General features: G+C 76.4%; 2 protein-coding genes. Both read left to right on the top strand.

Annotated features, from left to right (window positions below):
* The coding region (locus ACTUAL_RS00255; RefSeq protein WP_440898839.1) for a polyprenyl synthetase family protein at window positions 1-1,079 on the top strand (1,079 nt) is incomplete at its 5' end.
* Window positions 1,080-1,199: 120 nt separating this feature from the next.
* The coding region (gene crtI, locus ACTUAL_RS00250; RefSeq protein ID WP_440898838.1) for a phytoene desaturase family protein at window positions 1,200-2,089 on the top strand (890 nt) is incomplete at its 3' end.

Here is a 2,089-nt window from a genome sequence, read left to right as displayed (position 1 = left end):
TTGCCCATCGCACCCGACCGGAGGGTGTCTCCGCCGAGGCGGTCGTCCCGCGCCTGGACGCCGCGCTGGAGGAGTTCTTCGCGGCGCGCCCCGACGCCGGTCTCGCCCCCGAGCTGGTCGGGGAGATCAGCGAGCTGTCCGTCCTCGGCAAACGGGTCCGGCCGATCTTCGCCTGGTGCGGCTGGCTCGCGGCGGGCGGCGCGGAGACCGGCCCCGAGTCGGACGCCGTGGTGCGCGCGCTGGTCGCGCTGGAGCTGCTCCAGGTGTGCGCGCTGGTGCACGACGACGTGATGGACCGCTCCACCACCCGCAGGGGCCGGGCCGCCGCGCACGTGGCGTTCGCCGCGCGGCACCGCAGGCTGCGCTGGTCCGGCGACCCGAAGCACTACGGCGACTGCGCCGCGGTGCTGGTCGGGGACCTGGCGCTGGCCTGGTCGGACGACGCGATCGTCACCGCGGGCCTCGAACCCGCCGCGCTGTCGCGGGCGTGGGTGGCCTGGCAGGCGATGCGGGTGGAGATGATGGCCGGGCAGCACCTCGACCTGCTGGCGGGCGCCCGCCGCGAGGAGTCGCTGGAGCAGGCGCTGCGGGTCGCGGCGCTCAAGACCGCCGCCTACACCGTCGAGCGCCCGCTGCACCTGGGCGCGGCCATGGCGGGCGCGGAGCCGGAGCTCCTCGAGGCGCTGCGCTCGTTAGGGCGGGCCCTCGGCGTGGCGTTCCAGCTGCGCGACGACCTGCTCGGCGTGTTCGGCGACCCCGGCGTGACCGGCAAGCCGGTGGGCGACGACTTGCGCGAGGGCAAGCGCACCCCGCTGATGTCGATCGCGCTCGGCCTGGCCCGCAGCGCCGGGGACGACGCGGCGGCGGAGCTGCTGCGCGACTGCCTGGAGCGGCGGCCGGTGAACTACCGGGCGGTGGAGGCGGTGCTGGTGGAGACCGGCGCGGTGGCCACCGTCGAGAGCAAGATCACCGCGCTGGCGGCGAGCGCGGTGCGGGCCCTGGACGACGCGCCGGTGCGCCCCGAGGCCAGGTCGGCGCTGCTGCGCATGGCGGGCCGGGCCACCGACCGGCGCAGCTAGCGCGGTGGGTCGGTCCGGTCCGGCGCGCCCGGACGGGACCGGTCCGAGCTCGGGGTTTTTCCAGTCAACAGCGGTTCCCGGTCGCCGAAGGCGCGGCCGGGGTGAGCGGGAAGAGGTCTGATGGTCGCCGTGGTCAGGGGTCGCACCGATCGGGTCGTCGTGGTGGGCGCGGGACTCGCGGGGTTGTCCGCGGCGCTGCACCTGCGGGGCGCCGGGCACGAGGTGACCGTGGTGGAGCGCCTGGCGCACCCCGGCGGTCTGGCGGGCAGGCTGGACGTGTCGGGCTACCGGATCGACCCCGGCCCGACCGTGCTGACCATGCCCGAGCTGATCGACGAGGCGCTCGGCGCGGTCGGCCGCAAGCTCGACGAGCTGGTGGAGCTGCTGCCGCTGCACCCGGCGTACCGGGCGCGCTTCGCCGACGGCACCAGCCTGGACGTGCACACCGAGGCCGAGGCCATGCACCGGTCGATCACCGACTTCGCCGGTCCCGCCGAGGCCGACGGCTACCTGCGGCTGCGGGACTGGCTGGGCAAGCTCTACGAGGTGGAGCGCGAGCGGTTCATCGGGGCGAACTTCGACTCCCCGCTCGACCTGGTCGGCCCGGACCTGGTGCGGCTGGCCGCGCTCGGCGGCTTCTCCTCGCTGGAGCGCGGCGTCGGCAAGCACCTGGGCGACGAGCGGCTGCGCAGGGCGTTCACCTTCCAGGCGCTGTACGCGGGCGTCGCGCCCCGGCACGCGCTCGGCGCGTACGGCGTCATCGCCTACATGGACACCATCGCGGGCGTGTCGTTCCCGCGCGGCGGGATGCGCGCGGTGCCGCAGGCCATGGCGGACGCCGCCGAGGGCGCGGGCGTGCGGTTCCACTACGGCACGGCCGCGCTGCGCCTGGAGCGCGCGGGCGGGCGGGTGACCGCCGTGGTCACCGAGGACGGGCGGGTGCCGTGCGACGCGGTCGTGCTGGCGGCCGGGCCCGCGCTCAGCGCCGAGCTGCTGGCGGACGCGCCGCG

The organism is Actinosynnema sp., from assembly GCF_052038725.1.
Note: the sequence above shows the minus strand (reverse complement) of the source record. Positions and strands in the feature narration are given on the sequence as shown.